Below are 19,306 nucleotides of genomic sequence, written 5' to 3' on the forward strand. Positions count from 1 at the left end.
ATGTCTGATTATGATATCACAGCCGCCAATTCGGTTTTCACCATTACAGTGCCGGGGCTTTATAATGCCCCGATCACGCTGGAAAATTATGCGGCAGATCGCGCTTTTGAAACAGAGGCGGTTGAGCAGGCAGAAACAGCCATGAGCATTGATGGCTACCTAAATGCGGGCTGGGTGCCCAACCCCATTGCGCAAACTATTAGCCTCGCGCCGTCCAGTTCCAGTTCTCGCATTTTCGAAGCCATTGTGGCAGCGCAGGCCACAGCGCGCAGCCTCTATCGCTTGAGCGCGGAAATCCAGCTTCCCTCCATCGGCAAGAAATACACCATGGTGCGCGGCCTTGTGCGCTCTGCCGTTGTTATTCCATCTGCCGCGCGCGTGCTGGAAGCGCAGACATTTGAACTGCTATGGGAGCGGGTTATCCCGGCCGCGCTGTAATGGCCATCAAGGAAATTACCGTTACGTGCCAGCAGGAAGGTGCTGACAAGGGCAAGATGTTTGTCATTACCCGCATGTCTGCCTTTGAGGCGGATAAGTGGGGACGGCATTGCTTGCAGGCAGCTATCTCAAGTGGTGCGGACATTCCCGGCGCTGCATCTGGTTCCGGTGTTGCCGGGCTTGCCGCTGCGGGTATCAGCATCTTCGGGATGATGGCACCAGAGAAGATGGATGAACTACTTGCGCGTCTGATGCAGTGCGTAAGTGTGCAGCCAGATCCGGGCAACCCAAGTGTGCGCCGTCCGCTGCATGAAAGCGATATTGAAGAAATCCCCACAGTTGCATGGCTCCAGAAGGAGGCATTTGCGTTGCATGTGGATTTTTTCAAGGGCGTCGGCCAGTTGTTCTCCCTTCTGTCCGCTCTGCTGCAAATGGGAAACAGCGCCCCGTCGCCCGATATGCCAACGTCAATGAACGCCACGCCCTCGTAATTCAGCAAGGCCTTGCCTCGCTGCATGAACTGCAAACAGTTTATGACAGCGAGGACTTTGAGGACTTATTGGAAATGGCTGTGGTGAACCGGTTTAATGCGAGTTGAGGGTGATAGTTATTTCTGTTCCTGACGCTCAATAACTTTGTTCATTAACTCTCGTATATGGTCGGAGAGGTGTTCGCTTGCTATTCGATCTGTCTGCGACTGATTTTGGGGAGGGTCAAGAATTCCCAGAACAGCGCTAGATACAGCCAAAAGCAAATTTCTATCTTCTTCGGTCATAATGAAACTCCTGAAGAATTACTAATATACCGCAGGCGATTTTATCGCTTTATGCAGCCATGAATAAAAGAAATTAGAAATGAAGTATATCTAATTTCTTTTAGGCGCTTTCTTTATGTGCTGCGTTTCTGTTGTGCTGGGGTGAGCTTTTGCATATTCTTGAGTAACGAATTGTCCAGTTTCTGAGCTTCTATTTACTTTTTTTGTATTTTTAGTGTTCTTTGTCTTTTTAGCCATTTCTTTCACTCCATTGGCATCAAGAGATATAAGTATAGCACTCTTTTCGTTTCCGTGTACGCATATGGACCCTTGAAAATACCTCCAACAAATTTCTGGACTCATATTCATTTAATACGGATATAAGAGAGCAGATAGATAGTAGGCCTTTATTAGCAATTGAATCTTCCAACCTTTGAATGATCTCAGCCGTCAAAGTCCGATTGTTGCTGCGGGCATCTTCTTCCAGCACCGCCTTTTATAATGGTTGGTTTTGCTTGATGAATAAAAGATAATAATAAAGGGTGATACCGTTTCCGATATCACCCTTGTCGCTTATTTGCGACGGAATGGACGAGGTAAGTGCCCGAAACGCTTACCAGTTTTTATTTCCGAGATGCGCCCCGGGTTCACATCAAAGTCTGCAGCAATGCGGTTTAGAAACTCGCCCGAAGCAATCCGCTGAATAATTATGGTTGCTTCTGCTTCAGTCAGCGTTTTAGATGGCTGACGAGGGTTGTAGTTAGGGATTACACTCATTGTGTTTTCTCTTATAGGATTAAGAGAACCGCCCTTGACGCATGTTACTTGCGTTGGCATTAAGCCCGCGCTATCACTGTAGCAACATTTCCGCGACGGTTCCAATTGGTAGCGGAATAAAAGGGGGATGGCCTTGCAGGGCTGTCCCCTTTCTTTTGTCTAACAACATAAATAACAGTACTTTAATTAAGTACCTAGACTGAATCGTAAAAAATTTTCAGTTCATTTCCAAAAGTATCATACTATATGTCCCATTTTTTGAGACAAAATGTCTCACTTTTGGCCGCAATATGATGCGGCGCAAATTAGTGACGCCGTGAATTACTTACGAGAGTTTTGTTTGTCACGGTATCATCATGCACTTCCTCAACCCTTGTACCGCCTCTCCAAACATGAGAATCTACCGTCCCCGGTAGGAAAGAAAAATGGTAACTGTAGTTGATGCCCTTGTGGTTGATCTCGGGCTTGATCCGAAGGCGCTGAAAAAAGGCGTGCAGCAGGTTCAAACACTGTTCGGGAATGTGACATCTGGCGCGGCCAAGATGAGCGCTGGTGTATCCAAGGCTACGGATACGGCGGCAGACTCTTTCCGGCATCTTGAGCGCAATGCTCTGGCCTTCATTGCCGTGCTGACGGGCGGTAAGGCGCTTAAGGCGTTCGTGTCGGACACCACAGCCAGCAACGTAGCGGCAGGCCAGCTCGCCAAAAACCTCGGCACCTCAGTCAACACGCTGACAACTTGGCAGAAGGTGGCGGAAGCAGCGGGCGGCAGTGCGTCCGATATGTCCTCCAGCCTTGGTTCTCTGGTATCGCAGTTTCAGACCATTGATGGCCGCCGCAATCTTGGTATGGCCTTCGGGCAGATGGGCGTACGGCTGGAAGATGCCCATGGCAGGCTACGCGACTTCAACGCGCTGCTTCCTGACATGGCACGCGCGGCACAGCGCCTTGGCCCGCAGCTTTTCTCTACGCTGGCAGGGCAGGCGGGGTTCTCGCAGGGTGCCATCAATATGCTGGAGCTTGGCCCTAAACGTATTGAGGCGCTGTATAAATCCCTCAAGCAGTATGAACCTACTGAGCGAGACAGCCGTGCATCCGGGCAGCTTCTGGCTGACTGGACAAAGCTGACGGCGCAGTCTGAATCCTTTGGCCGCTCGATCATGACCGACCTAAGCCCTGAAGTGCATCACCTGATGACGCTGATTGGCGGCGTAATTGATAAGAACCAAGGCTGGCTGCGGCAGGATATCGACCAGTATGTCACTCGCTTTGGTGATGCCATCGAGCATGTGGACTGGAAGGGCGTGGGCGATGAGCTGAAACGCTGGTGGGATTATCTGAAAGGGATAGACTGGGCAGAGATTGAAAAGCGTGTTGAGGGATTTGCCATGGATGCTGACAGCGCGGCTAAGGCTGTTGGAGGGTGGGCAGAGGTTGCTAAGATCTTATTTGACCTTTGGGTTGGCAAGAAATTTTTTGAGGTTTTGGCTAATGTGAGAACATTGTCCGCTGCTTCAGGGGCAGGGCTGGGAACGCTTTCCAAGCTGTTAGCTGCGGCAGGCGCTCACGAAGCATTAAAATATCTTGATCCCAATGATGATTTAGGAACGTGGATAGACAAGCATATTCCGGGTGCATCGGCGCTAGATAATTTTGCCTCACACTTTGGCTTAGGTAGGTCATATGCCACACAGGGGGCTCAGAAAGTGTTGAAAGGCGCTGACCCTGCCGCCATGATTAAGTTTACGAATATGGCGATGACAAGTGGGTGGAGTAAGGAGCAAGCTACGGGCTTACTTGCAAACGCGATGACCGAAAGCAGCTTAAACCCAATGGCCGTTAATGGGGTAGCTTACGGCCTGATGCAATGGCACCCCGATAGGCAGGCCGCGTACACAAAATTGTATGGGCATACCATGCAGTCTGTACATGACAAAGAAACGGCTATGCGAGAGCAAATGGGCTTTGCCAATTGGGAACTTACCCACACGGAAAAAAAGGCAGGTGATCTACTAAGGCAGGCTAATAATGCAGGAGTGGCCGCAGCTATTGTTTCAAGTTATTTTGAGAGGCCAAAGGATGTTAGCGGGGAGATTGCGAAGCGAGGCGCGCTAGCAGATTATCTTGCATCCTCCAATAGCGTTGTGGGGTCGGCGCTTTCTAGCGGGCCACTAACTCCATCTGCACCCCCGCAACCAGCCGTTGGCGGAGATAGTTTATCTCGTTACATGGATAGCATGAGAGCTTCAATAAATGCTCCCACGCCATCTGGGAATTCTAGCGATACGAGCAATACAATCACCAATAACTTCAATATACATGCGCCTAATAGCGACCCAAAAGCCATTGCCAGAGAGGCACGGAGTGCCTTTGATAGCGTAACTTTTAGGGCGCGTCAGGCCAATATACGGCTGACCTAATTTGTGCTTACGGGCATATGCCGCCGGAAAGTATTAACGATGCCGCAGATTGATCACCGTTAATGGCTCTGGCGGCCATTTTGCCACATGCTGTATTAGGAGATTTAGCATAGGCGTAAGCGGCGTTGCTTGCGTCTGCGTTATCCATGCCCATCTGCAAAAGTTGCGCTTCTGCTTTCTGCATAATAATATCATCAGCGTTTTCCGATGTATTATTAAGCTTCAATTCATAATAGGGATCTGTCGATATTTTATGAATTGTGCAGTTTAATATTCTAATATGGTCTGCTGGATAAACTCCGCCACCATGCACGGCATAGGTGAGAGGTGTTCCATCAGGCTTACCTTCATATTCGTGTAGTTGCTCAATGACGGTGCCAGATTTTCCATCATATGAATTATCGGGGATATCTTGAGTTACCACACCTTTGCACTCGTCTGCATGGGCTTGCGCAGTGATGACACATGGGATCAACGCAAACATAAATAATGTCTTTTTCAAGTTGTTTCTCCTGATGATTTCAGAAAAGGATATTTTCTTAAATAGCGGAAATCCGCTTCTTAATTGTTGCTATTTTTTTTTCTGTTTGTTTTGTCGAGTATATTTCCGCGGCGGCTTCATAGTCACGCAGAGCAGATGAGTAGTCTCCAATTTTTTCGAAGATTCGAGCCTTAGTTAGGAGGGCTTCTTTCCTGCAATGTTCTTCATTGGCAAACTGAGGGGCAGGAGCCTTATCAATATAAGGGATAAGCTCTTTAAGGCATTCGATGCCATCGGCTTTTCTGTATGCTTTTAAAATTTTATCCACCCTTGAAATAACGGTGTAAATATTTCCTTTCCCAAGCTCAGCATCAATATATGCAGCTTCGCTACCAGCTTTCCCAGAAATGGAAAAATCAAAATTACCCAACTCATCGCTTGAAAGTATTATTCTATAATCTTGATTGGTTTGTGTTATTGTAATTTTTTTAAGGTTTTTATTATCAATGCTCCATGAATTAATTAATTTCCCAGAATGTGTATTATATATAAATACCCACTTACCTGCGGGGTGAATGGAATTCAATAAAGCGCATATTTCACCATTAGATGATATGCTGGAAGACAAATTCCATCCTTCGGATGCGACTTTTCTGATATCTCCCTGTCTGCATATATGTAAACTAGAATAATCTTCTACGTTTTCGGGGTTATCTACAAATATACAATCACCACTGTTTGATATTTTTGGATGTATTGTTGGGATATTGCACAACGATTTATAAATTATTTTTTCATTATATCCATAAATTGAGAATTTTATTGAAAATTTATGTGTTTTATATAAATTATCAATGCTAGATATCTTTAATTTATACTTTCCATCAGGAGATGTTGCGCTATCGTCTCTGGGTGAAGCTGGGTTAATAATTTCTTTATGTAATATGATATTTTTATTTGTGTTTTCTGAAGTGTTTATATCGTTGCTTGCTTTGCGTCTGAGCCATGAGAATAATTTCAAACCATCTCTCCTCAAAATCCCAGTCATATTGCTGGGATGGGATTCTAGGGAAGTCACAAGGGGGCGGGGCAAGTAATTACCGCCGCGCAATTCTTTCCATTGCGGCAATACGTAATTTGTAATCAGATTTCTTTTCGTAAGATACGGCCATAACGAAGGCAATAATCCAGCCTATGAGCGTCCAGCCAAAGCATAAATTCACTACGAAAACAGCCACTTTTTTTGTAGAATCGCGGAAACATGCCACAAAGAAGGGGAGGCAGTATATCCCCATGAAAACGAATAATACGATCAGCCAATGCCATACAGAAAAACTGCTCTGCGGTAATGTTTGAAGGTTATCCCGCATTCTATACCCCTCCCAAAAAGGCGCACCATACCCGTACCGCATAACATTTGGGAGTCACCCTCCTTGTACTCCGTGGTCATTGGTACTAAGCTGCAAAAGTAATGAAAGGACGTTAAATGCCGGAGGCGCCCATACCAGATTGGCTTGCAAAAGAAATGCGCAAATGTGCAGAGGCGTCAATCAAGTCTGGTTTTGATGCTTTTTACAAAACCAAAGATAGGGCACTTTCCATTCTTGGCTGGTCAGTAACTATAGAAATTGCCAGTATTGGCGTTCTGGTAGGCACAGATCACAAGTTTATCTGGCCCGCAGGCGTTGTAGTTCTTGGCAATGCTGTGGTCTCTACTTTGTGTATCTATATCCTGATGTCGGCGCAAATGTTTCCGCCATCCCTTACGGGATCAGACATTGAGGATTTATGCTCCAAACGCGGCGTATCAAATCAATCTGAACTGGATGTTTCTATATCTGATGCGCTGGATACGCATTACGCGCAGAACCGGCGAAAGCACAAAAAGCGCCAGAAAGCATTATGTGCAGCATGGGTAATCTTTGCGCTAACGCCGGTTACGGGGTTATTTTTTCTCCCCTCCATTGGCCTTACGCAGCGCATCCAAAACATGCTGGGGTATATGATCGGCTGAATCGTGTGCGGCTACCCTCATGTTGGTAGCGCGTATTCGGTTGGGGTCTCTGGAAAATCCGCCCTGTGGCTGCTGTTGGGGTTTAGACTCCGGTTTACTGTCTTTCTCACTCATGCACATTTCCTAAACAAAGGGGTTAATATGTCACTCGCACACGAATTGGCTATGGGAAAAGCCATTGAACTCCACAAAGGTACGGGAGTCTCAGCAGATGATTTGGCTGCTACTGCCGAGACTATCCGCCGTTATTGTGCGGGCGAGTTGTACGGGAAAACTAGCCCGTGTAGTTTCCCGCCCAAAGGATTTAAGATGGACGATGTAGGAAGATTAGTTCCTGAGGATTAAATCAGACAATTGTTTTTCATTGAGAGTATAATTTTCATATTTATCACTAAGATTTTTCAATCTTAGTGATAAAAGATGTTGAGCCAATGGTATTATGGATGCGTAACTTTTTATTTGATCCTTAAAAACTTCAATTTTTATAATAGAATTAAGTAATGGTATATTGAAGGAAACATAATAACACGGGGTGGTTTCGAGCGGAGTAAGTGGATGATCTCCTTCTTCGACGGATACCAGAGATACTTCAAGATTTTTAGACATGATGGGTCACTCCTAAATGCGGCGCAGAATCACCGCCCGCAGAGTTTGCCCGTACGGGGTGGGGTTGGGGAGTCAGTCCTTATTTTCTGGGAGAACGCCAGCGCGCCACCGCAAGTCGTCTACCCAACCGTGAATAGTTTTAAGATCATCATCTAGATATCGGCAAAACTCTAGCAGGGCAGCGTTGCCCCTCTCTCCATCAAAGACCTCGCGCTCTAATGCCGCGATTTTCTCGGCGCTATCAGAGAAGGTCTCGTCAATACGACGCAGAATCTCTGCCGTCAGCGTGAGACCACGCTTTGCGGCCTCGTTCTCAAGGCGCTTCCGCAATGGGCCAGTGAGACGTAGCTTGAAAAGAGAATCGGGTAGTTCGTCTGTCATGGCCATATAATGCTCATTTTATTCCTTGACGAATACGGCCACGATAAGGCTATATAATGGCCATAACCAATGAGGGAGATATGGCTCAACAAGTTCACTTCAAAATCCCCATGCCGGATGATGTCAGAGAATGGCTCGACAAAGCGGCACCAAAGGCTGAGCGAAGCCGGGGAGCGCATATTATCTTTTTGCTTCGGCAGGAGATGGAAAAAGAAAAGGCACCAGAGCCTCGGTTGGGGAACCGCTCTGATGCCTCTTATCACAACGAATAGGAAATATTCGCTATGACAAATGATAGCACAAACCTTATCACGCCTTCAATGCGCGAGGGCGAACTCCGCATCCTTGACACCGATCTTGCAAAGCGGCTTGGTTTCGCTGCTCCCCGCATGATCCGGAAATTGATTAAGCGCTACCTACCAGAATTGGACAAGATCGGCCCCCGTTCCACGGTGGAACGGGTTATAAACGGCGGTAACGCCACAGAATATTACCTAAACCGTAAGCAGGCGATCTTTATCACGGCCAAGTCTGAAACGGTGGAAGCAACTGACATCACCATTGAGATCATCCATCGCTTTGATAGCTATGAGCGCGGCCAGATACCCAACGCCACCCCAAAACCCAAACGCCCCCGCAAGCCGCCGATGCTTGCAACATTCAAGACTGGCTACGGCATCGCCAAGGAACTTGGATTGGATGATAATCAGGCGGCATCACACGCAGGCCGGTATTGCTTGAATAAGTGCGGCGAAAACCCACTGCCAGCCCTTGGCTTGGACAGCCGCCCTACGCCAACCGAGGCAAATTACTACACCGTGACAGAACTCGGTAAGGAGATTGGCTTAAGCGGGCAAGCCATGAACAAGCTGCTTATTGAGCAGGGGTATCAGGTAAAAGTGTCCGGGGGCAGTTCATCCGCAGCTTATGAGCCAACGGAAAAGGGGAAACCTCATGCGCGGCTCTTTGATGAGGTGCGTAAAGGAGGGCGTGGCTCGCAGCAGGCTTTGAAATGGAAGCATGTAATTGTGAGCCTCCTTCATCCTTTTACGAAAACACCAGCGTAAGCGCCGTAACGGACAGCCACCCTTTCGGGGGTGGCAACGCTGGTGTGTTCGCAAAGGTGCCGGAAGCGTTTGAGAGACGGAACCTTGAGAGAATGAGCGATGCGGAAATTGGGGAGGCATTATTTAATGCATCCCTTACTGCGCCAACCGTTAGATGCAACTTCCGTAGAACAAAGCCAGAGCTACAAGCCTTTCTAAAAGAAGGAGCAAGAGCCATCACTCAAATCTGGCACGATCTTGAAGAAGAAGAGCGGGTAGGCCGGACTTATAAGCCACAGGAGGTAAAGGTCCGGCAGAAGGCTTTAGCTTGACTCAAAAAACAAAACCCCTCTCACTGAAGTGAGAGGGGCTACCTTGCCGGAAGGCGTAAGAGGCGTCAGGCGGCTTTTGCCATGCCTTCGTTTTTAATCGCGGCAGGATCGTTAGAACCAAAAAGAGAGGTTCGCTTAAGCGCGTCAACTCCGGCTTCATTGATCGCCCGATCAATGGCCCTGTCGAAAATGCCCCGGAATGTGTTCAGCATGGAATGCCCCTTATGCTTCGGCAACAACGAGAGAGAAAGAAATCCAAGCTCCATAGGCCTTGACATCTTTAATTTCCTCTTCTTCCTCCAGACTAGGTCTCATTTCACGGAAAAAGTAAAGGTCTGACGGTGTTCGAAAGTGAAATTTTACGTGTTTCGATTCCAGTTCGCTTCCCGCTAACGCAGTTGCCTGTGCGAAAGTTTCTGCTAATATTTCTTTATATTCTTCTTTATTTACATCTCCGTAATCATAATTCGGAGACATAACCATATGGCGAATTCGCAATACCCGTCCATCGAACCCCGGAAGGTGGGTCGAATTCGCCTGGAATATCACAAGGGGCTCTTTTTTTTCATTCGATTCGCGATAGAGTACGAAGACCTTTGCATTCTTGGATGGGCTAAGGGCCAAATCGTCTAGAACCGACATAGAGGATTGTGCATAAAAATCGAAATCTTCGTCAAGATCTTCGCACTGATTCCGCCAGCATGATTTTACATGATTCCAGACGTTATTGTCTGCGGAGCATGACTCTAATTTGTAATCCACCAGGTTCCCATTGTCATTACAAGCCTTGGGAACGTTTCTGCACAACAGCTCGCATTGTGACAACCCATTAATATTCATGCCTTGTAGTCGTTAGGAGAGAGGGCGGCCTTTGGGTCGCCTTTCTCTTGTACCATTACCCAAAATATGAAAGTCTAAAGCAATGCCATTGCTTCCTGTCGTCATGCCTGAAATCTGGGATATTCCTGCTGCGGCAGGCGTACCCGCGCTTCTTGGGCAATCCATCTCTACGGGCGTTGAGGCATCTGCTTCCACGCTGCTTGGCACAATGCTGGATGAATACCTCATCCAGAACGCGGCCAGCCAGTGGGGTATTTTCACGCAGGCAGGAGATGCCGTTCTGACCTCTGCGCATGTGCGTGGGGTAGATATTAACCGTAGCTATATGCTGTCCACGGCACCGATAGAAAACGGCGCATTCACCACGTATGACAAGAACAGGATACCGGGCAGATATGTTGTCGAGATGGTCTGCGATGGATCGTCTTTTGATTACGGCAGCGCGAGTGCGATTGAAGATCTTCTGAGCGGAATAGGTGTGGGCGGAAATTCCCAAGCGGCAACTCTCAAAAGCATTTTTGTCGCAACACTGGAACAGCTTACGGCAGACCTTAATCTTTACAGCGTGGTAACGCCTGAGGGGGAATACACCAACGTCAATGTGGTGGGATACCACATCCGGCGTGCATCAGAGCGCGGTGCCTCCATGATTACGGCAGAGGTCTTCCTGCAAGAGGTAAGGGTGAGCGCCGAAGCTGCATACACCTTAACTGCACAGCCGCAGGGAGAGGCAGCACAGAACGGCGGGAATGTGCAGTCAGAAGGCGCAGATGATGATGCGCTCAATGCGGTTACGCCAACGGGGATATTTTAATGTCATTCGCATACACTATCCCTCTCAATGCGGTTGCTTTTCAGAAGTTACAAACGCCGCTTTCCGGGCAGACAATACGGTTTGATATCCAGCAGCGCAGCACGGGCCTGTATGCCAATATCTGGCTAAACGGCACCATGAAGGTGGCTGGCGTATTATGTCAGGATAGAACGTGGCTGGTGCGGGAAGCGTATTTTGGTTTCCCGGGTGATTTTACCTTCGTGGATACGCAGGGCACATCAGACCCGGAATATAGCGCCTTAGGCACGCGGTATCTGCTGGTTTATCAGGAAGGCCAGAATGTCTGACGCTATCAAAAAGCGCGAGATCGAGGTCACGTTTACCTTGGATCAGGGCGGGTTTGCAGACGGCGCCAATAATACGCTGACCATAACAGGCCATCGTGTGTCCTGTGAGGTCGTCAGTGCTTCCAATGAAACGGGCATGATGTGCGCCCTGCGTATCGAGGGCATGAAACTGTCTGATATGAACAGGCTCTCTGTTATTCAGGCGGGTATCGTTAGCCAGAGCCAGAATACGGTATCAGTAAAGGCAGGCAATCGCGGAGAGAAAAAGGCCCTTGTCTTCGCTGGCGGAGTGATCGAAGCCTTTGCAGATTTCAGTGGTGCGCCCAATGTTGCCTTTATCGTCAACGCGCAATCCACTGTAGATGCCGCTTCTGCATCAGTGTCTGCCACGGCTTTTGGTAATGATGTGCCTGTCGCCACCATTCTGGAAACCATAGCGGGCAAGATCGGTTTTGCGTTCCGCAATTACGGTATTACATCCGTTCTCAAGGGCGGTGTAACCTACAAGGGGTGTGCGCTGGAACAGATTGCAGCCGTACAGGCGGCCACTCGCATTCAATACCATTTGGGGTTTGGCGTTCTTTCGGCGTGGCCAGCAGGGGTGACATCATCGACTGAAAGTGAAATTCTGGAGATATCCTCATCTACCGGGCTGATAGGATACCCCAGCTACAGCCAGTATGGCGTAACACTGCGGACAGTCTTTAACCCTGAAATTGCATTTCACGATACGTTCAAGCTCAGCAGCCAGTATTCTCCAGCAGCGTGGGTAAATGCCTACGGTCAGATGCGTTCTGTTGATGGTTCCCAGAATATCTATCCGCCGTCCAATGGCCAGTGGGTTGTGCTGCGTCTGCAGCATGATTTGCAGACTGAGGAAGAGAACGGCTCCTGGTTCACCTTTATTGAGGCTGCGCGGCCTGAAATAGCCGGGCAGGTAAGTGGCTTTGCAAGATAAACCCACTGTTGGCTCTATGCAGCCATCGGATATTGCGAGTGACTTCAACGTCACAAATGCAGTTATTCGCCGTGCGCTCTCCATGATGGGGGCTGATACACTTGTGCAGGTTAAGGCTGTACGCAGCACAGGCCTTAACCCTGTTGGGTATGTTGATATCTGGCCGATTGTGCATCAGCAGGACGGTCAAGGGAACGTTGTCCCGCATGAGATTATCTACAATGTGCCATACCTGCGCATACAGGGTGGGAAGCGTGCGTTTATCTGTGATCCCCAAGAGGGTGATATTGGCGCAGCCATCATCTGCGGGCGTGATATTTCCAGTGCGAAAGTCAATCGCACGGCATCAGCGCCGGGGTCATACCGGCAGCATGATATGGCCGATGCGCTTTATGTTGGGGGTTATCTGAACGATGCGCCAGAGGAATACATCGGCTGGGTTGGGGGTGACGTGCATGTTAAAACGGCTGGGAAGTTCATCGTTGACGCAGCAGATTGCGAAATTAACTGCAATGTTAAGGTTTCAGGTGATGTGACTGCAGGGGGTATCAGCCTGCAAAGCCATACGCATGGCGGCGTGCAAACAGGCAGCGGAGCAACCGGCAAACCAGAATAGGCTTGTACCCGCATGCGGATTATGTCATTCTCTCTCTATCGTCGCCCGTTTTGTAATTAGGCCGCTCCGCATGGGGCGGCTTTTTTGTTGGTATCATGGCATCTACCCTCCTTCTTGACCGCACAGCGTGGGATCTGGCTGTTGATGCTTCGGGCAACATTGCCGTTGCGTCTGCGCCTTACGCCACGGCGCAGGATATTTCTTCTGCTGTGCGCGTATTCCAAGGCGAATGTTGGTATAATACTGCCTTAGGCTTGCCCTATCTCAATAAAATCTTGGGCAGGAACCAGTCGGTTTCAGTATTCCGTTCGAATGTTGAGCAGGTGGCCGCGGCAGTCCCAGAAGTGGCGTCTGTAAAATGCGTGCTTTCTCAAATGAATGCGTCGCGTCAGCTCTCCGGGCTTATTCTTTTCACGACTGACAGCGGGAGCACGTCTAGTGTCAGCTTCTGAAACAGGCACAACGTCAGTCCCAGCCCCATCTTTTACTGATGCTGGATTTGTCGCGCCATCCGAAAGCGATATGCTGTCAGGCGCATTGGCAGATATTAACGCGGCTTTTGGGAATCTGCTGAATACCGCGCTTTCCACGCCACAAGGGCAGTTGGCGATGTCGCTCACTGCCATTATCGGTGATGCGTATGACCAGATGCTTGCACTCTTTAACGGTGTAGATCCTGATCGGGCGTCAGGCCGGATGCAGGATGCCGTCGGTAAGCTGTATTTCATGACGCGGCGCGGAGCGACTGCAACGGTCGTGACTGTTGCCTGCACAGGTGCGGCCGGAACAGTTATCCCAGAAGGAACGCTCATTCAGGACGGCAATGGGAAGACGTATGCGGCAGATGGTGCCATTACGATTGATGCGACGGGCACGGGCACAGGAACATTCTCCTGCACGGAAACAGGCGCGATTGAATGCGCTTCGAGCAGTGTATCGGTTTATCAGTCCGTGGTGGGCTTATCATCCGTTACAAACCCATCTGCTGGGGTAACAGGCTCCGATGAAGAAAGCCGAGTGGAGTTCGAGCAGCGCAGGCAGGAAAGCGTTGCGGCAAATTCCGTTGGCTCTCTGGACGCGGTTCTTGGTGCGGTAGAGGCAGTTAGCGGCGTAACGGACGCATATGTGACCGACAACAGCACTGATGCTGCGGAAACAACCAACGGTGTTTCCATCGCGGCGCATAGCTTGTTTGTATGCGTAAATGGCGGTGCGGATGAAGATATTGCGCGCGCCATCCTAAGCAAAAAGCCGCCAGGTTGCGGCTATACTGGCACCAGCAGCGTGACAGTGACTGATCCCAATAGCGGATACACTACAGCGCCAAGCTATACAGTGCAGTTTACGCGCGCCACACCCACACCAGTTTACATCTCTGTAACGCTTAAAAGTAGCTCCTCTGTTCCGTCAACGGCAACGTCAGATGTGCAGGCGGCTATCATCTCAGCCTTTAACGGTGGAGATGGAGGGGCGCGGGCACGCATTGCCAGTTTGCTTTTTGCCAGTCGGTATTATGCACCCATAGTGGCCTTGGGGTCATGGGTGCAGATTGTCGAAATAACCATAGGCACAGCAGCCAACCCATCCGGGTTTACCCTGCAAATGCAGGCTGATCAGATTCCCACCATAGAGGCGGCAAACATCACTGTCGCAATTGCGTGACATGCAAAACGTCCAGCAAACAATACTGTCTCAATATTCATCATCTCCGACCATCTGCTCTTTGATTGAGGGCTGGAACCAAGCGCTAGACCCAGCCCCCCTGATAGATGCATGGTACGCGGATGTCTGGGATTTAGATACTGCGCAAGGTTACGGGCTTGATGTATGGGGGCGCATTGTTGGTGTCAGCCGCGTTCTCAAGGTCACTTCCAGTAAATACTTTGGATTTTCCGAAGCGAATGACCTGACGGAAGAAGGGTTTAACAGCGCTCCTTTCTTCGCGGGGAATGCGGCAACAGACAATTACATCCTGTCTGATGATGGATATCGCCAGCTCATAAAAGCCAAGGCACTAGCTAACATAACTGACGGCTCGGTCTTCTCAATCAACAAGATCCTAACAACGCTCTTTGCGGGACAGGGGGATGCCTATGTGCAGGACAACAGCAATATGAGCATGACTTACGTGTTCAATTTTGTGCCGACTGACGTGCAGGTTTCCATCATCGAAAACTCTGGCGTGCTGCCACGGCCAGCCGGTGTTGCAATCTCCTATTCAATAAAAAGTGCTTCTTGATGAAACAGTCTGATGATCTGGGGCTTTTTAACGCTCTCATTGCGGCGTCGGCAGCATCTGGGAACTTGGCAACCGTTCCAGATACGCAACCCACGGCAGGAGATGGGAGTGCCAGCATTGCGCTAGGCTTTCCTCCAGAGACCTTTATTGACCGTGCCGCTGGCGGATCGCCACCACGCGGCGCAGATATGAACGGGTTTCTCAACCGCCTATCGCGCGCCATTCAGGTTCTGCAGGCAGGTTACGTTGGCCCGTTTAACGCCACCTTTGCCCAGTCTATCGGCGGCTATCCTGCTGGCGCTATTGTGTCGGGATCAACGCCCGGCCTCTTTTGGGTGTCAACTGCGGACAGTAACGTCACAACGCCCGGCGCTAGCGGTGCAACTTGGAGGAGTTTGTTTGACGGTTACCTAACCGCTGCCATTGCTAAATCTACATACGTGCAAAAATCCGGAGATAAGTCTACGGGCTCGCAATACAGCGCAGGCTGGTTTTGGGGTGGATACGGTGCAGGCTGGGGCGGCAGCACCACATCTGGGCAACTACGCTGGACTGTTTGCGGTGTATCGTTCGGTAATCCGGGCGGGGACGCATCGCCTAAATACTCTGGTAATCTATGCGTTACTGATGTCCTTAATGACGGCAGCAACAATGAATCCGGCATCAATATGCGCGGATACGATAGTGCAGGGACGCTGTATAACTGGTTTTACGCATGGAACGGAAATATCACGACACCAAAAGGGCTTGTTGCATTCCAGTCTGACCTTTCAGGGTATGTTGCGAACACCAATACTGGTATCTCCGGTGCCATTTCCGGCACATCTCTCTGTATAAATCCGTCTGATGGGCGCGCGTATTTTGCGTATTCTGGCAATACACAGATCGCGGCGTTAGCGTGGTATGCGGACGTAACAGCAGAGACCACTGCGCGGGTAAACGCTGACAACAATCTGCAAGCGCAGGTGAGCGCAAAACAGCCAGCGGGAAATTATGTCACCGGGCTGTCCGCAGGTAAAATCATGCAGGATTTTGTCGTTGCAGTTGAGGGCAGCGGCGTGCACGATATAACATTTCCGCAGGCATTTTCAGGCACTCCAACAACTATTGTTATCAGTCATGGCCTCACAAATGGGAGTAATGATCCTGTTTCTGTTTTGAGTGGCTGGACGGCAACGGGGTTTCAGATACAGACTAACGGCTCGACCAGTGTTAATTTTCTGGCTGTTGGCCCAGCATGATAGCGCCAGTCCCGTCGCCAATATGGCAACCTGCCTGCGCGCGAACTATCGCAATACCTGAGCCCGCAAACTTGCGTGCGCGTGGACTTGTGGCGAGCATTATATCGATTTCGTGGGCTCCCAAATCGAGCTCTGACAATTTTGATTTCTCACTTGACGCATCTGGAATTCTTTGCGGCACAGGTGATTATATCGCGCAAGTTGAGGCTTCTGTCGCGACATCTCAGGGTCGGCCTACAGATCTCGCTGTGTCGTGGTGCAGCGTTGTAAACGGGCTGGCGTGCGTCTTTCTCGGCGGGGGAGAGCCGGGGACTACGCAGACAGTCAGTGTAGAAATAACGACGCAGCAAGGTCGCATAATATCCCAAGACGTTTTGCTTGCTATCGTAAGCGGGGTGGCGAGCACCCCCAACCCCGTTCCCACCCTCGCGGATGGGACGCCCGTTCCACCTAACGCTATGCGTGATTCTGACGCGTCAATACTGCTCGACGATAACGGAAATCCGCTTCTTTTTGCATAAATAATCGGAATTATCATGTCAGGAACTAATTCAACGGCGACCACGCAAAGTGGTACGCCGATTTCGTCGTTGCCTGAAGCGCAAGCCGTTGCCGCGGCAGACAGTATTTTAGGCGTATTTAGCGGCAAAGCGCAGCTTGCGACACCTGCCAATATTGTTAAGGCCGGACTACCATCAGACGTTGTAAAAACGGCTGATTTGGATGATGCGCTGTCTGGCTCTGCGCTAAACCAGTACGTCACGCAGGCCGCCACGCATGCGGCAGCCTCAGAAACATCAGCCAATCAGTCCCAGACAGCATCAGCAGCAGCTTCGACAAGCGCGGCACAGGCGGCACAAACAGGCGTGCAGGTTGCAACTATTGCATCCAGTGTTAACGATACAGCCACCAGCGCTCAAAACGCAGTTGCAGGCGTAACGGCAGATGCTAACGCGGCCAAAGTGCTGCTGACAGCCGCTCTGTCCGGATCTGCGCCGCTGGAATACCGCGGCTATTGGGATGCTGCGACAAACTCCCCCGCGTTAGCCAGCGGCACCGGTGCTGAGGGCGATCTCTATATCGTTTCAGTCGCCGGGACTACAAACCTAGATGGCAATGCCGCGTGGTCAGTGGGCGATGGCGCGTGGTTCACGGGCGGCAAATGGGTATATTTTGCCCGCGCCGGATGGGCTGCTGTAGCGCAAGAAATTGTGGCCATCAATGCGCTGGGGGTGGGCGATCACAGGCTATCTGCGGGCGGCACGGGGTTTTCCATCTCTGACGACACCGGCAATGTTGCATTTGAGATTGATTTTTCGGGCAATATGCTGGCTCTCAATCTCACGTTACCTGATGGCTCTATTCTGCAAGTCGCAGAAGACCAGAATGCACCGCTACGTCTGGTCGGCTCTGATGGCACCTATCTCGATATCGGCCTGCCAGACACAGACCCGGTTATTGTAGAGACCGCTCCTGATCTGTGGCTAGACGCAGCAAGTGGGCTAACGTGCGCTGCGTCTGGTACTGTGCAGTCGTGGAGCGGTAAAACGGCATCGCCGTGGGGCGCGGCATTTGCAGCAGGCAATCCCGTTAAAATTGCAAACGCAATCGGTGATCTGCCAGCGATCCATTTTGACGGTGCATCGGCTCTCTCTCACGCGCTGCCGTTTACTCCGGGCACCGTAATCGCAGTGTACCGCAACACAACTACCGCAGGCTCAGCGCAACCTGCAATTGTTGCGTGCGACAGCGCCACTGCTGGCACACCGGCATGGGCATTGCGTGGTTTTATCCCCATGGGCGTTAGCGGTGGATTTTCTCGCGCACAAGGCTATCAGATCGGCACCAGCGTATCTGGTACAGAGTTTGCAGCCCGCGTATCCGGTGCTCTCGGGCATTGGCAGGTGCTTGGTGCAACGTATTCTAACGATACAGTCACCACGGCATCCGGAAAAACACACAGCATCCCGTGTGTAAAATCCCCAGCCGCTACAGTGTTGGCCCCCGGTGGAAAATCTGGGACGATTGGCGCCACGTATAATGCGTCTGGCGCTCTAACAGATTATTTTACCGGCGACCTGTGCGAGTTGCTGATCTGGCAACGCGCGTTGAGCCAGCGCGAATACAATGCTGTTGTTGATGCATTGCAGAGCAAATACGAGTTACAGCCTGTATTTGGCCGTTTTCTCTATGGCGCGTTTCAAACAACGGAAGCGGGTCTAGAGTCTGGCGGTGTCGAAGGTCTTGTCATGCTCTCATCCGACAACGGCATTGAGTGGCAGCATGTCCCAACAGAGTTGATTTTTGACGGCGCACACACAATGCGTGATCCGACAATTACGTATCACAACGGGCGTTTTTTGCTGGCCTGTACGGCAGGCTCATTTGGCAACGGGTATCAGGATCGGTTTTCCGTTTATTCGTCAACAGACGGGCGGCACTGGTCGTTTGTGACTGACGTTATTTGCACGGTAGGCGGCGTTACGTCTCATCAGACGTGGGCTCCGGAGTGGTTTCATAATCCAGTAGATGGCGTTTTGCGGCTTGTTGTGCATCTCGATATTGGCTCTGCGGCAAGCCAGATTTACGAAACGCACCCAACCGACGACACGTTACTTAACTGGTCAACACCGGCGCTTATTTCGCTGACCGGGTATTCGAACGTCATTGATAGTTTCCCGCTTTATTACAAAGACCGCTGGGTTCTGTTTTTCAAGGACGAGAGCGCCCGCCAGATCCAGATTGCCACAGCATCTGCACCCACAGGCCCATACACAGTCCTGACAACAGGCGATTGGGCTGGATGGGGCAGTGGTGTCGAGGGGCCTAGCGTGATGCCTTTGGGCGAAGATGCTGCCGGGAACACAATGTTTAGGATTTACATCGACGCTCAGGGCGCGGGTATTTCTTACAGCGATGCTGTTGGCGCATGGCCCGATGTGCTGACCGGAAAATGGTCAACACCAAAACTATTAACGGTGCCGTCTAATCCGCAGCACGGCACATGTATCCGTAACCCAATTCCGCATTTCGGAGTATAA

The 19,306-nt window shown here is 50.3% G+C and carries 28 protein-coding genes; 17 read left to right on the plus strand and 11 right to left on the minus strand.

Annotation, left to right across the window (positions count from 1 at the left end; all coding sequences use genetic code 11):
• Together WG31_RS01920 and WG31_RS01925 are read left to right on the plus strand one after the other, a co-directional pair.
• Nucleotides 1-438 carry a phage tail fiber protein gene (locus WG31_RS01920; RefSeq protein WP_063353465.1) on the plus strand — a complete coding sequence of 146 codons (438 nt, stop codon included), beginning with the start codon at nt 1-3 and terminating at the stop codon, nt 436-438.
• Nucleotides 408-929, plus strand: a complete 522-nt coding sequence (locus WG31_RS01925; RefSeq protein ID WP_245191537.1) for a hypothetical protein — start codon at nt 408-410, stop codon at nt 927-929. The genes WG31_RS01920 and WG31_RS01925 overlap by 31 nt, the downstream gene beginning before the upstream one ends.
• Nucleotides 930-1,045: 116 nt before the next feature.
• Here WG31_RS01925 and WG31_RS15420 read toward each other — a convergent pair whose 3' ends face one another.
• The 4 genes from WG31_RS15420 to WG31_RS15430 all read right to left on the minus strand — a co-directional run bounded on the left by WG31_RS15420 (nt 1,046) and on the right by WG31_RS15430 (nt 1,969).
• Nucleotides 1,046-1,213: a hypothetical protein gene (locus WG31_RS15420; RefSeq protein WP_157884473.1), complete on the minus strand. Its 168-nt coding sequence runs from the start codon at nt 1,211-1,213 to the stop codon at nt 1,046-1,048.
• A gap of 90 nt (nt 1,214-1,303) precedes the next feature.
• Nucleotides 1,304-1,450: a hypothetical protein gene (locus tag WG31_RS15750; protein ID WP_167348728.1), complete on the minus strand. Its 147-nt coding sequence runs from the start codon at nt 1,448-1,450 to the stop codon at nt 1,304-1,306.
• Nucleotides 1,451-1,469: 19 nt separating this feature from the next.
• Complete coding sequence (locus WG31_RS16245) at nt 1,470-1,682, minus strand: Arc family DNA-binding protein (RefSeq protein WP_157884474.1); 213 nt, start codon at nt 1,680-1,682, stop codon at nt 1,470-1,472.
• Nucleotides 1,683-1,765: 83 nt separating this feature from the next.
• On the minus strand, nt 1,766-1,969 hold the full coding sequence (locus WG31_RS15430; RefSeq protein WP_157884475.1) for a hypothetical protein: 204 nt from the start codon (nt 1,967-1,969) through the stop codon (nt 1,766-1,768).
• A gap of 425 nt (nt 1,970-2,394) precedes the next feature.
• On the opposite strand from WG31_RS15430, the gene WG31_RS15435 reads away from it, so the two are divergent.
• The gene (locus tag WG31_RS15435) at nt 2,395-4,389 is read left to right on the plus strand and encodes a phage tail tip lysozyme (protein WP_157884476.1); all 1,995 of its coding nucleotides are present in this window, start codon (nt 2,395-2,397) and stop codon (nt 4,387-4,389) included.
• Between the two features lie 7 nt (nt 4,390-4,396).
• On the opposite strand, the gene WG31_RS01935 is transcribed toward WG31_RS15435, so the two are convergent.
• The 3 genes from WG31_RS01935 to WG31_RS01945 are packed head-to-tail and all read right to left on the minus strand — an operon-like array spanning nt 4,397 to nt 6,240.
• Nucleotides 4,397-4,891 carry a hypothetical protein gene (locus WG31_RS01935; protein ID WP_157884477.1) on the minus strand — a complete coding sequence of 165 codons (495 nt, stop codon included), beginning with the start codon at nt 4,889-4,891 and terminating at the stop codon, nt 4,397-4,399.
• Nucleotides 4,892-4,928: 37 nt separating this feature from the next.
• Nucleotides 4,929-5,918, minus strand: coding sequence for a hypothetical protein (locus WG31_RS15440; protein WP_157884478.1), 990 nt, complete (start codon nt 5,916-5,918; stop codon nt 4,929-4,931).
• Nucleotides 5,919-5,967: 49 nt separating this feature from the next.
• A complete protein-coding gene (locus tag WG31_RS01945; protein ID WP_063353468.1) occupies nt 5,968-6,240 on the minus strand; it encodes a superinfection immunity protein in 273 nt (90 codons plus the stop codon).
• Between the two features lie 116 nt (nt 6,241-6,356).
• Between WG31_RS01945 and WG31_RS01950 the strand changes: the two genes are divergently transcribed.
• Nucleotides 6,357-6,884, plus strand: coding sequence for a hypothetical protein (locus tag WG31_RS01950; protein WP_063353469.1), 528 nt, complete (start codon nt 6,357-6,359; stop codon nt 6,882-6,884).
• 327 nt (nt 6,885-7,211) lie between these two features.
• Here WG31_RS01950 and WG31_RS15445 read toward each other — a convergent pair whose 3' ends face one another.
• The gene (locus WG31_RS15445) at nt 7,212-7,490 is read right to left on the minus strand and encodes a hypothetical protein (protein WP_157884479.1); all 279 of its coding nucleotides are present in this window, start codon (nt 7,488-7,490) and stop codon (nt 7,212-7,214) included.
• Between the two features lie 72 nt (nt 7,491-7,562).
• On the minus strand, nt 7,563-7,877 hold the full coding sequence (locus tag WG31_RS01960; RefSeq protein ID WP_063353471.1) for a hypothetical protein: 315 nt from the start codon (nt 7,875-7,877) through the stop codon (nt 7,563-7,565).
• A 50-nt stretch (nt 7,878-7,927) separates the two neighbouring features.
• Here WG31_RS01960 and WG31_RS01965 point away from each other — a divergent pair, with 50 nt between their 5' ends.
• The 3 genes from WG31_RS01965 (at nt 7,928) to WG31_RS01975 (ending at nt 9,249) form a co-directional block, all read left to right on the plus strand.
• On the plus strand, nt 7,928-8,143 hold the full coding sequence (locus tag WG31_RS01965; RefSeq protein ID WP_063353472.1) for a hypothetical protein: 216 nt from the start codon (nt 7,928-7,930) through the stop codon (nt 8,141-8,143).
• A gap of 12 nt (nt 8,144-8,155) precedes the next feature.
• Nucleotides 8,156-8,938 carry a hypothetical protein gene (locus WG31_RS01970; protein ID WP_063353473.1) on the plus strand — a complete coding sequence of 261 codons (783 nt, stop codon included), beginning with the start codon at nt 8,156-8,158 and terminating at the stop codon, nt 8,936-8,938.
• Nucleotides 8,939-9,030: 92 nt separating this feature from the next.
• Nucleotides 9,031-9,249, plus strand: coding sequence for a hypothetical protein (locus WG31_RS01975; RefSeq protein ID WP_157884480.1), 219 nt, complete (start codon nt 9,031-9,033; stop codon nt 9,247-9,249).
• 65 nt (nt 9,250-9,314) lie between these two features.
• Here WG31_RS01975 and WG31_RS15450 read toward each other — a convergent pair whose 3' ends face one another.
• Nucleotides 9,315-9,461 (minus strand): hypothetical protein, encoded by a 147-nt coding sequence (locus WG31_RS15450; RefSeq protein WP_157884481.1) that lies wholly within the window; start codon nt 9,459-9,461, stop codon nt 9,315-9,317.
• Nucleotides 9,462-9,471: 10 nt separating this feature from the next.
• Nucleotides 9,472-9,891, minus strand: coding sequence for a hypothetical protein (locus WG31_RS01980; RefSeq protein WP_157884482.1), 420 nt, complete (start codon nt 9,889-9,891; stop codon nt 9,472-9,474).
• Between the two features lie 280 nt (nt 9,892-10,171).
• On the opposite strand from WG31_RS01980, the gene WG31_RS01985 reads away from it, so the two are divergent.
• From WG31_RS01985 to WG31_RS02030, 10 genes are all read left to right on the plus strand, one after another.
• Nucleotides 10,172-10,903, plus strand: coding sequence for a hypothetical protein (locus WG31_RS01985; protein ID WP_157884483.1), 732 nt, complete (start codon nt 10,172-10,174; stop codon nt 10,901-10,903).
• Nucleotides 10,903-11,211: a phage baseplate plug family protein gene (locus WG31_RS01990; protein ID WP_063353477.1), complete on the plus strand. Its 309-nt coding sequence runs from the start codon at nt 10,903-10,905 to the stop codon at nt 11,209-11,211. Before WG31_RS01985 ends, WG31_RS01990 begins: the two co-directional genes overlap by 1 nt.
• Complete coding sequence (locus WG31_RS01995; RefSeq protein WP_157884484.1) at nt 11,204-12,169, plus strand: baseplate hub protein; 966 nt, start codon at nt 11,204-11,206, stop codon at nt 12,167-12,169. Before WG31_RS01990 ends, WG31_RS01995 begins: the two co-directional genes overlap by 8 nt.
• Nucleotides 12,153-12,785 (plus strand): baseplate assembly protein, encoded by a 633-nt coding sequence (locus WG31_RS02000; RefSeq protein ID WP_408736578.1) that lies wholly within the window; start codon nt 12,153-12,155, stop codon nt 12,783-12,785. The genes WG31_RS01995 and WG31_RS02000 overlap by 17 nt, the downstream gene beginning before the upstream one ends.
• 95 nt (nt 12,786-12,880) lie before the next feature.
• Entirely contained in the window at nt 12,881-13,237 is a 357-nt protein-coding gene (locus tag WG31_RS02005) for a hypothetical protein (protein WP_063353479.1), read from the plus strand.
• The gene (locus WG31_RS02010; protein WP_063353480.1) at nt 13,224-14,447 is read left to right on the plus strand and encodes a baseplate J/gp47 family protein; all 1,224 of its coding nucleotides are present in this window, start codon (nt 13,224-13,226) and stop codon (nt 14,445-14,447) included. The genes WG31_RS02005 and WG31_RS02010 overlap by 14 nt, the downstream gene beginning before the upstream one ends.
• 1 nt (nt 14,448) lies before the next feature.
• On the plus strand, nt 14,449-15,024 hold the full coding sequence (locus tag WG31_RS02015; protein ID WP_063353481.1) for a DUF2612 domain-containing protein: 576 nt from the start codon (nt 14,449-14,451) through the stop codon (nt 15,022-15,024).
• Nucleotides 15,024-16,265 (plus strand): hypothetical protein, encoded by a 1,242-nt coding sequence (locus tag WG31_RS02020; RefSeq protein WP_063353482.1) that lies wholly within the window; start codon nt 15,024-15,026, stop codon nt 16,263-16,265. The genes WG31_RS02015 and WG31_RS02020 overlap by 1 nt, the downstream gene beginning before the upstream one ends.
• Entirely contained in the window at nt 16,262-16,786 is a 525-nt protein-coding gene (locus WG31_RS16285; protein WP_063353483.1) for a phage fiber-tail adaptor protein, read from the plus strand. The genes WG31_RS02020 and WG31_RS16285 overlap by 4 nt, the downstream gene beginning before the upstream one ends.
• A gap of 15 nt (nt 16,787-16,801) precedes the next feature.
• The gene (locus tag WG31_RS02030) at nt 16,802-19,306 is read left to right on the plus strand and encodes a glycoside hydrolase family protein (protein ID WP_157884485.1); all 2,505 of its coding nucleotides are present in this window, start codon (nt 16,802-16,804) and stop codon (nt 19,304-19,306) included.

This window comes from Acetobacter oryzifermentans (assembly GCF_001628715.1).
Classification (GTDB): domain Bacteria; phylum Pseudomonadota; class Alphaproteobacteria; order Acetobacterales; family Acetobacteraceae; genus Acetobacter; species Acetobacter oryzifermentans.

Excerpts from the sequence above, each read along its gene's own strand:
- WG31_RS01920 (WP_063353465.1), top strand. The coding sequence starts at position 1 with ATGTCTGATTATGATATCACAGCCGCCAATTCGGTTTTCACCATTACA.
- WG31_RS01925 (WP_245191537.1), top strand. The coding sequence starts at position 408 with ATGGGAGCGGGTTATCCCGGCCGCGCTGTAATGGCCATCAAGGAAATT.
- WG31_RS15420 (WP_157884473.1), bottom strand. The coding sequence starts at position 1,213 with ATGACCGAAGAAGATAGAAATTTGCTTTTGGCTGTATCTAGCGCTGTT.
- WG31_RS15750 (WP_167348728.1), bottom strand. The coding sequence starts at position 1,450 with ATGGCTAAAAAGACAAAGAACACTAAAAATACAAAAAAAGTAAATAGA.
- WG31_RS15430 (WP_157884475.1), bottom strand. The coding sequence starts at position 1,969 with ATGAGTGTAATCCCTAACTACAACCCTCGTCAGCCATCTAAAACGCTG.
- WG31_RS15435 (WP_157884476.1), top strand. The coding sequence starts at position 2,395 with ATGGTAACTGTAGTTGATGCCCTTGTGGTTGATCTCGGGCTTGATCCG.
- WG31_RS15440 (WP_157884478.1), bottom strand. The coding sequence starts at position 5,918 with ATGACTGGGATTTTGAGGAGAGATGGTTTGAAATTATTCTCATGGCTC.
- WG31_RS01945 (WP_063353468.1), bottom strand. The coding sequence starts at position 6,240 with ATGCGGGATAACCTTCAAACATTACCGCAGAGCAGTTTTTCTGTATGG.
- WG31_RS01950 (WP_063353469.1), top strand. The coding sequence starts at position 6,357 with ATGCCGGAGGCGCCCATACCAGATTGGCTTGCAAAAGAAATGCGCAAA.
- WG31_RS15445 (WP_157884479.1), bottom strand. The coding sequence starts at position 7,490 with ATGTCTAAAAATCTTGAAGTATCTCTGGTATCCGTCGAAGAAGGAGAT.
- WG31_RS01960 (WP_063353471.1), bottom strand. The coding sequence starts at position 7,877 with ATGGCCATGACAGACGAACTACCCGATTCTCTTTTCAAGCTACGTCTC.
- WG31_RS01965 (WP_063353472.1), top strand. The coding sequence starts at position 7,928 with ATGGCCATAACCAATGAGGGAGATATGGCTCAACAAGTTCACTTCAAA.
- WG31_RS01970 (WP_063353473.1), top strand. The coding sequence starts at position 8,156 with ATGACAAATGATAGCACAAACCTTATCACGCCTTCAATGCGCGAGGGC.
- WG31_RS01975 (WP_157884480.1), top strand. The coding sequence starts at position 9,031 with ATGAGCGATGCGGAAATTGGGGAGGCATTATTTAATGCATCCCTTACT.
- WG31_RS15450 (WP_157884481.1), bottom strand. The coding sequence starts at position 9,461 with ATGCTGAACACATTCCGGGGCATTTTCGACAGGGCCATTGATCGGGCG.
- WG31_RS01980 (WP_157884482.1), bottom strand. The coding sequence starts at position 9,891 with ATGTCGGTTCTAGACGATTTGGCCCTTAGCCCATCCAAGAATGCAAAG.
- WG31_RS01985 (WP_157884483.1), top strand. The coding sequence starts at position 10,172 with ATGCCATTGCTTCCTGTCGTCATGCCTGAAATCTGGGATATTCCTGCT.
- WG31_RS01990 (WP_063353477.1), top strand. The coding sequence starts at position 10,903 with ATGTCATTCGCATACACTATCCCTCTCAATGCGGTTGCTTTTCAGAAG.
- WG31_RS01995 (WP_157884484.1), top strand. The coding sequence starts at position 11,204 with ATGTCTGACGCTATCAAAAAGCGCGAGATCGAGGTCACGTTTACCTTG.
- WG31_RS02005 (WP_063353479.1), top strand. The coding sequence starts at position 12,881 with ATGGCATCTACCCTCCTTCTTGACCGCACAGCGTGGGATCTGGCTGTT.
- WG31_RS02015 (WP_063353481.1), top strand. The coding sequence starts at position 14,449 with ATGCAAAACGTCCAGCAAACAATACTGTCTCAATATTCATCATCTCCG.
- WG31_RS02020 (WP_063353482.1), top strand. The coding sequence starts at position 15,024 with ATGAAACAGTCTGATGATCTGGGGCTTTTTAACGCTCTCATTGCGGCG.
- WG31_RS16285 (WP_063353483.1), top strand. The coding sequence starts at position 16,262 with ATGATAGCGCCAGTCCCGTCGCCAATATGGCAACCTGCCTGCGCGCGA.
- WG31_RS02030 (WP_157884485.1), top strand. The coding sequence starts at position 16,802 with ATGTCAGGAACTAATTCAACGGCGACCACGCAAAGTGGTACGCCGATT.